The sequence below is a fragment of the Limnoglobus sp. genome, assembly GCF_059499385.1.
The window spans coordinates 40,530-49,178 of the sequence record NZ_JCABYM010000073.1 but is presented as its reverse complement, the minus strand read 5'-3'; the positions used below and the strand labels follow the sequence as shown (position 1 = coordinate 49,178).

Annotated in this window: 7 protein-coding genes; 1 reads left to right on the top strand and 6 read right to left on the bottom strand. The window is 71.2% G+C overall.

Annotated features, from left to right (window positions below; all coding sequences use genetic code 11):
- Window positions 1–165: 165 nt before the first annotated feature.
- Both AC5JJ2_RS13605 and AC5JJ2_RS13600 read right to left on the bottom strand, forming a co-directional pair.
- Entirely contained in the window at window positions 166–2,406 is a 2,241-nt protein-coding gene (locus AC5JJ2_RS13605) for a protein kinase domain-containing protein (protein WP_495858542.1), read from the bottom strand.
- A 32-nt stretch (window positions 2,407–2,438) separates the two neighbouring features.
- On the bottom strand, window positions 2,439–4,172 hold the full coding sequence (locus AC5JJ2_RS13600) for a hypothetical protein (RefSeq protein ID WP_495858541.1): 1,734 nt from the start codon (window positions 4,170–4,172) through the stop codon (window positions 2,439–2,441).
- Between the two features lie 183 nt (window positions 4,173–4,355).
- Between AC5JJ2_RS13600 and AC5JJ2_RS13595 the strand changes: the two genes are divergently transcribed.
- Window positions 4,356–4,643: a hypothetical protein gene (locus AC5JJ2_RS13595; protein ID WP_495858540.1), complete on the top strand. Its 288-nt coding sequence runs from the start codon at window positions 4,356–4,358 to the stop codon at window positions 4,641–4,643.
- A 65-nt stretch (window positions 4,644–4,708) separates the two neighbouring features.
- Here AC5JJ2_RS13595 and AC5JJ2_RS13590 read toward each other — a convergent pair whose 3' ends face one another.
- From AC5JJ2_RS13590 to AC5JJ2_RS13575, 4 genes are all read right to left on the bottom strand, one after another.
- A complete protein-coding gene (locus AC5JJ2_RS13590; protein WP_495858539.1) occupies window positions 4,709–5,515 on the bottom strand; it encodes an inositol monophosphatase family protein in 807 nt (268 codons plus the stop codon).
- A 28-nt stretch (window positions 5,516–5,543) separates the two neighbouring features.
- A complete protein-coding gene (locus AC5JJ2_RS13585; protein ID WP_495858538.1) occupies window positions 5,544–6,248 on the bottom strand; it encodes a hypothetical protein in 705 nt (234 codons plus the stop codon).
- A gap of 17 nt (window positions 6,249–6,265) precedes the next feature.
- The gene (locus AC5JJ2_RS13580; RefSeq protein WP_495858537.1) at window positions 6,266–7,012 is read right to left on the bottom strand and encodes a winged helix DNA-binding protein; all 747 of its coding nucleotides are present in this window, start codon (window positions 7,010–7,012) and stop codon (window positions 6,266–6,268) included.
- Between the two features lie 153 nt (window positions 7,013–7,165).
- Window positions 7,166–8,569, bottom strand: a complete 1,404-nt coding sequence (locus AC5JJ2_RS13575) for a carbon-nitrogen hydrolase family protein (RefSeq protein ID WP_495858536.1) — start codon at window positions 8,567–8,569, stop codon at window positions 7,166–7,168.
- Window positions 8,570–8,649: the final 80 nt, after the last annotated feature.

The window sequence follows — 8,649 nt, the reverse complement described above, 5'->3', positions numbered from 1 at the left end:
CGGCGGGGGGGCGCGGGGCCGGGCCCCCCCCCCCCCCCGAGTTCCCTCCCTCCGACGCGATCCTCACCGGGCGGGACGCGCTCACCCCCTCCCTAACCCTCCCCCCCCAGGGGGGAGGGAACAAGAGGTGTCTCGCAAAGCCTCGACAAGGGTGGCGGCACGGGGTCACACCGGGTAGTCGTTGTAAATCTGGTCGAACCTCGCCGCGGCCGTGTTGAACGCGGCGACGAGCACCGGGTCGAACCGGCCGTCGGACTCGGCCGTCAGCACGCGGGTCGTGCGGACGTGGGTGATCGCCGGGCGGTACGGCCGCCGCGACCGCAGGCTGTCGTACACGGACGCCAGCGCGATGACCCGCGCCGACAGCGGGATGTCGGTGCCGGCCAGCCGGTCCGGGTAGCCGGTCCCGTCCCACCGCTCGTGGTGGCCGCGGACCAACTCCGCCGCCAGCGCGACCGCCGCCGTCTCGGACGGGAACTTCTCGCTCAGCCCGTTCAGAATCTCCGCCCCGGCCGTCGGGTGCGTCTCGACGACGCACCGCTCGTCCTCGTCCAGCTTCCCCGGCTTCAGCGCCAGCCCGCTCGGGATGACCAGCATCCCGAGGTCGTACAGCGCGGCGGAGCTGGCCAGTAGGTTCACGTAGCCGGCGTCCTTCAGCCGGGCGTACTCGCCGGTCGATTCCACCGTCTGGGACAGCGCCCGGACGTACCGGGCGACCCGCGACCGGTAGCCCGGCGCGAGGTAGCCGGCGTCCACCAGGAGGCGGGACATCGTCACCGTCATCAGGTCCCACGGGTTGACGGACGCGACGGCCGGCGGCGGGGCCGGGGTCCGCAAGAGCGCGTCGAACCCGACCCGCATCGTCTCGGTGACGAACCGCTTCGTGTGCAGCGTCTCCCGCCGGCCCATCAGCGCCCGCACCCGCGACCGCAGCTCGATCGGGGCGAACGGCTTGGACATGAAGTCGTCCACGCCGACGGACACCAGGCCGCTGAGCGCCGACACCGGCATCGACCCGGACAGGGCCATGACCATCACCGGCTGCTCGCCGCCCTGCCGCCGGGCGCTGGAGATCAGGTCCTGCGTCGAGCAGCCCACCAGCGGGGCGTCGAACACGATCAGGTCGTAGTTCTTCTTCTCCAACAGCTTCAGCGCCTCCCGGCCGTCGCCGGTCTGGTGGACGTTGAACTCGCTGTCGAGCAGGGTGGAGATGAGCGTCCGGGACGTTTGGTCCGCGTCGATGACCATGACGCGGGTGCGGCGGCCGCCGTCCGAGTTCGTGTCCGTGTTCGTGGCGTGCGTCCACCGGACGAACGGCTGCAGGGCCGTCGAGACGGCCGCCGCGGACGGGTACCGCTTGTCCGGGTCCACGGCCATCAACTGGGTGACGAGGTCGGCCAGGTCGCCCGGTAGTTCCGGCCGGGCGATGCGCACGTCCGGGGCGTCGGTCGTCAGCCGCCGGGTCAGGTCGCTGATCGGGTTGCCGGTCTCCGGGTACGGCTCGCGGCCGGTCAAGGCCCAGAAGAACGTCGCGCCGAGGGCGAACAGGTCGGCCCGGCCGTCCACGGCGTGCGGGTCGCGGGCCTGCTCCGGGGCCATGTACCCGACCGTGCCGAGCAGCGTGCCGGGTTCCGTCATCTGGTGCCGCGGGTGCAGGGCGAGGCCGAAGTCGAGCAGCTTGGCCTGCCAGTCCGGGGTGACGATGACGTTCGACGGCTTCAGGTCGCGGTGGACGAGGCCGTGCCGGTGGGCCTCGGCCAGCGCGTCGGCGACCTGGCGGAACAGGTCGGCCGCCCGGCCGACGGGCAGCGGGCCGGAGTTCCGCACGAGCGTGTCGAGGTCCTGCCCCGGCACGTACTCCATCGCGTAGTAGTCGGCGAACTGGCGGCCGTTCTTGCCGGTCTGGTGGCGGCCGGCGTCCAGGCAGGCGACGATGTTCGGGTGGTTCAGCCGGGCGACGGCCCGGGCCTCGGCGTAGAACCGGTGGATCAGCCGCGGGTGGCCGTCGATCAGCTGCATCGTCATCTTGAGCGCCACCCGCCGGCGGAGGTGGACGTGCTCGGCGAGGTAGACGATGCCCATCCCGCCCTGGCCGAGCGGCTCGAGCAGCCGGTACGGGCCGACGGTCAGCTCGTCCGTGCGGCCGTCCCGGACCATCTCCGCCTGGAACGCGGACAGCAGCCGGTGCTCGACGAGCTTGTTGACGACGTTGTTGAGCGACGTTTCCTCGACGACGGTGGCCTTCGCCAGCACCGGCATCTCGTCCCACTCCTCCGGCAGGACGACGGACGCGTCCAACAGCGTGCTGATGAGCCGGGCCGTCCCGGTCTGCAGCGTGAGGGCCTTCGACAGGTCGTACTCGGCGGTCAACATGCGGTTGTTCATCGAAAACTGTGTATCGGTCATGGGCAACATCCGGCGGGGGCGGGGCGCAACGGTCACTCGAACTTCGGCTCTCTCCCGGCGAAGCACGCGGCGGCGGCCGCGTAGTCCCCGGTCAACTCGAACCCGCGGGCCATCACCAGCAGCACCGCGTCCGGGTCGGCCGGGCCGTCCTTCCATAATCGAAGGCAACGGCCCAGGCATTCCTTCCCATTTCCTTCACGGGCCGCCATGCGGGCCAGATTCAGTTCCGCCCGCCGCCCCAACCCGGCCGGCTCGATGGCCGCCACGGCGAGGTAGCGGGACCGGGCCTTCGCGCGATTCCCGCCGGAATCCCAGTGCTCCCCGGCGGCGAGCGTCATCCGCACGACCCACGGGCCGCGGTACTCGGCGGCGGCCGCGTCGAACAGCGCGGCCATTTCTGAAGAATTTCCAATTTCTTCCAGCAACCGCCCCGAAAGGTACACCCCGGCGGGGCCGAGGGGCCGCAGGTCGCCCGCCCCCCGGAGGGCGTCGGCGAGTTGCTCGGCCCGCAGCGGCGACGGCGTCGTGCGGTACCGCCAGACGTGGTCGAGCAGGTCGCCGACGCCGACGGACGTGTCGGACGCCTCCGGCCGGATGCTCCGGCCCTCCCGCTCGGCGGCGGCGTCCTGGCCGGTCAGCAGGTAGCACGCGGTCAGGGCGAACGACGCGGCCGCCCGGACCCGGCGGGTCTTGCCCGCGGTCGCGGCGCGGAATGGCCGGACGGCCGCGGCCGGGTCGCCGCCGTCGAGGGCGGCGCGGCCGACCCAGTACCGGCCGAGTTCGCCCCACGGCCCGCGGGGGTCGCGGTCCACGACGCCGAGGAACGCCTCGCGGGCCGCGGCCGTCGCCCCGGCCCGCAACAGGCCGAGGCCGAGGTTGTACGCCGCCAGCTTCGCCTCCGCCGCGTCCGGCGCGTCCTCGATCAGCTGCCGGTAGACCGGCACCGCCGCCGCCCACGCCCCGTCCTGGGCGTCGAAGTTCGCCAGCGTCAGCCGCACGGCCGGGTGGTCCTGGGTCTCCAACACCTTCCGCAGGGACTCGCGAACCCGCTCCCGCGGGGCCGCCGGGTGCGCGGCCGGCGGCGGGACGGCGATCGGCACGGTCTTGGTCGGGACCGGGTCCGCCGGCGTCGCCGGGACCGGCGGCAGCCAGATGTCCCGGTCGTCCCGGCGGTCCACGACCGGCGGCCACGCGAGCGCCGCCGGGTCGAACGGGTCGGCCGTCCGCGGCACGCCGAGCCGGGTGTACTCGACGCACGCCCGCAGCCGCGTCCGCTCGTCCAGCACGGCCTCGTCCACCGCGCCGCCGAGGTGCTCGACCTGTTGCAGCGTCGCGTCCGCGTCGTCGGTCGCGCCGTTCGCCAGCCGGCAGCGGGCGACGGCGAGCGTCGCGTTCGCCCAGAGCCGCTCCGAACTCTTGCCGGCGACGGCGTCGTACGCGGCGGCGGCCGGCCGCCACCGGTCGAGGCGTTCCAGGCAAACGGCCAACCGGTACGCCAGCCACGGCTCGGCGGGCAGCTCGTCGTCCGGCTGGCAGAGGGCGCGGGCCTCGGCGAACTCGCCGTTGCGGATGTGCCGGTCGATCCGCTCGTCGAGCGGCTCGACGACCTTCGCTCGAACCGGTTCTTCGACCTTCTCTTTCGATTTGGGTGCGAAGAGCGTGCCCGCGGCCAGCCCGCCGCCGAGGCAGCCGACGAGCGCGACCACACGCACGGCATAAAAGCCGAGCGACGGGCGGGCCGGGGTAGGCTGGGTAACGTCGGACATCGTGACTGGGGACTCACGGTCAGGTTGAGTATGAAACGTAGTTCGTTCCGGCATGAATGTCGAAGAAACAACGGGGAAAGTTGTGCGCGGTAAAAATAATGTCAAACTTCGTCCGTCGCCTTCGATAAGACCTCTGCCCAGACCCGAACAATCCATCTGTGGCCGTGACTGAATGGTGATGCGATGCAGATTCAGACAGCGACGAATATCCCGACAGGTACGATCTCGACGGACGCGACGCAGCGGGTCGCGGCGGTCCCTGGAGACGCGAAGGGGGGAACCGTGACCGGAACCTCATTCTCGCCGACGACGGACTTGGCGAAGCTGCTGGCGGCGGTGAAAGAACTGCCGGACGTGCGGACGGACGTGGCGGCCGAGGCGGCCGGCCGGGTCGGCACGGGCGAGTTGCTGACGCAACTGGCCGCGGCCGAGACGGCCCAGGCCGCGATCGACGACCTGCGCTTGCTGTAACCGATAGCCCCGCGATCGAAGCCCGGCCCGGCGAGTCCCTCGCCGGGCCGGGTGCGTTTAACCCCTTACGACCCCGCCAGCGCCCGCTTCAACTCCTCGTGCGTGCGGCCGTTCGACGCGATCAGGTCCATCCGGAACGGCGTGAACGGCGACCCGTCGCTGCTGGTGATCGTCCCGCCCGCTTCTTGAATCAGGATCGCGCCGGGGGCCACGTCCCACGGCCAGTTGTCGTAGCACCAGTACCCGTCGAACCGCCCGGCCGCGACGTAGGCCATGTTGATGGCCGTCGAGCCGGTCCGCCGCAGCCCTTGTGCGTGGGACGACACCCGCTTCCACGCTTCGAGGTTGTGCAGCTGCGCCTGGTAGCTCGCCGGGAACCCGGTGGCGATGAGGCCGTCGCGGACGTGGGCCACGTCGCTGACGCGGATCGGCACGCCGTTGAGGAACGCCCCGCCGCCCTTCGCGGCGACGAACAGCTCGTTCAGCCGCGGGTCGAGCGTGACGCCGACGACGATCTCGCCGCCGGCCATGAGCGCGACGTTCACGGCGTAGCACGGCAGCCCGTGGGCGTAGTTGGCCGTGCCGTCGAGCGGGTCCACCACCCACGTCGGGGCGGCGGTCGCGGCGGCCTTGAGTTCGTCGAGGGACTTGCCGACGGAGTCTTCTTCGCCGAGGAAGTGGTGGTCCGGGAAGCGGCCGAGGAGGTAGTCCTTGATGACCCGCTGGGAGGCGGTGTCGGCGTCGGTGACGAGGTCGGCCCGGGACTTCTCGCGGACGGTGAACCGGCCCCGCCAGCTCTCGAGTTCCGCCGCCCCGCGGCGGGCCGCCTCGACGGCCGCGTCCCGCCAGGCGTTCAGGTCGTGTGCGCTCATCCGGACATGATACGGACGGCGGCCGCCGTCACTTTTGCGCGTACTCGGTCTCGATCTGCTCGAGGAGGGCGAGGTGCTGGTCGGACGGGAGCGGGCTGCTGGAGAACCACGCCCGCTCCTCGGCCGGCACGCCGAACCGCGGCTCCAGCCGGAACTCGCGGTCGCGGAAGTACACGGACGACTCCAGCAGCTTCGGGTCGGTGATGTTGAACGTGAGGCGGAAGCTCAGCCCCTTGAGGGACAGCAGCGGGTCGTACTGGGGCGTCTTGCAGTCGCGGCGGACCCGCTGGGCGGCCGCCCGGACGCGGGGGTCGAGCAGGTGCAGCGGGTCGATCTTGAGTTGCCCGACCCAGACGGTGTTCGCGGTTTCCGTTTGGAACCGGTCGAGCCAGCCGGCCGGCCCGCCCGTGAGTTCGCCGGCGACCGCGGCGAAGTTCCGCAGGAACCGGCCGACGGCGGCGTGGCCGTCCGGGTCCGAAACGACGACCTCGATCCGCCGGTCGTCGATCGTCAGGGAGCGGACGGCCCGGCGGCGGTCCGAGTCGTTCGGGTCCAGGCCGCCGCGGGAGAACGTCAGGGCCGGGTCGTCCGCGTCCTGGCCGGTGTCCACGTCCTCGAACCGGAACGCCTCCGTCACCCCGTCGACGACGTCGCGGGAGAGCAAGTCCCAGAACGGGAGGTGATCCCGCTCGAAGATGCGGATCGTGGTGGCTTCGACGGACCGGGTTTCCACGGGCGGTGCCCCCCAGGCTAGACGGACACGACGTCGTTTCGGTTGGACCGGTTCCGCTTCCGGACCCGGACGACCTGCCGCTTGGCGTCTTCCGGCGGGTCGGGGGCGTCCGGGGCGGCGACCGGCGAAGGCTCCCCGGTCTGGTTGGTGGACAGGGCGGCCCGGCAACTCCGGATGAGCCGGGCCCGCGCCCCGGCCCGCTCCCGGTCCTCGGCCCGCTCCCGGTCGTCGAGGTCGGGGGCCGGCGCGCCGACGAGTTGCCGGCCGAGGTGGGTGAGCCGAACGTACTTCTTCCGCCCGTCCCCGCCCGCGGCGGGGGCGAGCGGCCGGAGCAGGTCGGCCTCGGTCAACTCCCGGACCGCCCGCGACACCTGCCCCTCGTCGGACCGCAATCGGTCGCTCAACTCCTTGTTCGACTTCGCCGTCCCCCGCACCAGCCGCAGGATCGCCCCGTGCAACGGCCGGCGGGCCATCGCCCGCCGGTGGTCCGCGGCCGCCTCGTTCTGGAGCAGCCGCTCCAGCACCCCGGCCACGATCATCAGCCCGGTCAACAGGCCCCGTCCGTAGTTCGCCTCCGGGTCGGCCGGCCGGCCGGCCAACTCATCCACGGCCGGCGCGACGTGCTTCCGAAACCCCATCACGCACTCGATGGTGGGCTTGGCGACCTCAGTCGCGAAGTCTGCGGCAATGCCTCCCACCACCGTGAGATTCTTCGGGTCTCGCATTACCGCGGCCAGTCGATCGGGCAGGCTCTCCAGGGTCATGGCATCACCTTTCGGACGGAACCAGGGGCATCGACCATTTTATGTGTCAACCGGTCGTCAAGGACATCTCGGTGATACAAGCACTACGGGGGCCATTTCGTCACAGTTCTTAGGACTGTCCGTTTGGTTCGTCAACTTATCGTCAACCGGTTCTCACGGCAAGAACAATTCTTTGCCGACATCAACGTCGAAGATGCACAAGCTCGGCAAAGTTGTTCGGTCCTGCGGGAACTGCACGACCGCACCCGCGTGGCCGGGATTCCCGGCCGCGGGATAGGTCCGGGGAACGCCGAACACCCCGACCACCCGCTCGGGACCGAGCACCGGGCCGTTGGCCAGCACGGTGACCGTTTGCACGACGTTCGCCAGCTGGTTGGCCGCGTTGGACAGGGCGGCGATCTTGGTCGTGTACGCCGGGACGAGGACCAGGGTGGGCCGCAACAGCGTGACCAGCGGCAGCACGGTCTGGGACATGAAGTCCTTGCAAATCAACAGCGTGGCGCTCCAGTCCTTGCCGTGGTACACCCGGACCCCGCGGCCGGTCCGAATCCCCTCCCGCAGGTCGTTGTTCGTCGGCGACGCCTTGGCCTTGAGCTGGAACCGGTCGAGCTTGTCGTGGGTGAGCAGGACCGCGCTCCCGCGGACCCGCGCGTGGGTCGTGTTCCGCCAGTCCAGGTCGGCGGCCCGGCCGTGGTAGCTGCCGAACACGCACACGCCGACGTTCGTCGTCCGGTCGAACTCCGCGGTCAGCTGCCGGGCGGACGCCGGGTCGGTGCAGAGTTCGGGGAAGACCAGAACGTCCACCCGATGCCGGTCCGCCCACCCGAGCACGCACCGCATGGCCTCGAGTTGGGAACCGGGGTTCGCGGGGCCGTCCCGCAGGAGGAATTCCCCCTCGCACGGACAGTCCGCGACGACCGGGAGTTCGCCCGGCGACCCGTTGAGGACGGCCACCCCCAGCCGGAGCGGCCGGTCGATCGGCACGGGGCAGGCCACGGCCCGCAGGCGGACGTCCACCTCGACATCCAGCATTCCCTTCGGCGGGCCGAGGCCGAAGTGCTCGAGTTGGTCCACCGGCGGGTCCTGGGACGCGGGCAACGGCGTGAGCACGGCCGTCCGCCCCGCCGCCCCGACCCAGGCCGGCACGTGCGGGTTCCGCACGACCGGGAACAGGTCCCCGGCCCCGACGGCCCGGTGCGGCGCGAACGCCTCCTGCAACAGGGGGACCAATTCCTTGTGGAACCGCTCCTCCACCGCCTCGGCCAGCGCCCGCGCCTCCACGACGCACTCGGTCCGGTCGGGCTGCCCCTTTTCCGTCCGGAGAAAATAGTGCTCGACGGCCTTGTGGTCCTCGACGGTCAACCACCCGGCGCTCGACAGTCCTTCGACGGTCGCGGCCGCCCGCTCGGCCCAGTACGCCGTCACCGGGGCGGTCGTCGGGTCGCTGACCCAGGTTCCGTAGGCAGACGCCATCTCCCGGCACGCGGCCAAAAGGACGCCCAACAATCCCAACGGGGTTTCGCACTTTGCGATCAATTGTTGCAGGGCGGGCGTCATGAAGAAGCTCGGAAGAGTTTCCGAAACAGTATCCGAACTCCTCCGGCGAATCAAGCCACTGCAACCGCTCGCCCCCGCCC

Excerpts from the sequence above, each read along its gene's own strand:
- AC5JJ2_RS13580 (WP_495858537.1), bottom strand. The coding sequence starts at position 7,012 with ATGACCCTGGAGAGCCTGCCCGATCGACTGGCCGCGGTAATGCGAGAC.
- AC5JJ2_RS13575 (WP_495858536.1), bottom strand. The coding sequence starts at position 8,569 with ATGACGCCCGCCCTGCAACAATTGATCGCAAAGTGCGAAACCCCGTTG.
- AC5JJ2_RS13600 (WP_495858541.1), bottom strand. The coding sequence starts at position 4,172 with ATGTCCGACGTTACCCAGCCTACCCCGGCCCGCCCGTCGCTCGGCTTT.
- AC5JJ2_RS13605 (WP_495858542.1), bottom strand. The coding sequence starts at position 2,406 with ATGACCGATACACAGTTTTCGATGAACAACCGCATGTTGACCGCCGAG.
- AC5JJ2_RS13595 (WP_495858540.1), top strand. The coding sequence starts at position 4,356 with ATGCAGATTCAGACAGCGACGAATATCCCGACAGGTACGATCTCGACG.
- AC5JJ2_RS13590 (WP_495858539.1), bottom strand. The coding sequence starts at position 5,515 with ATGAGCGCACACGACCTGAACGCCTGGCGGGACGCGGCCGTCGAGGCG.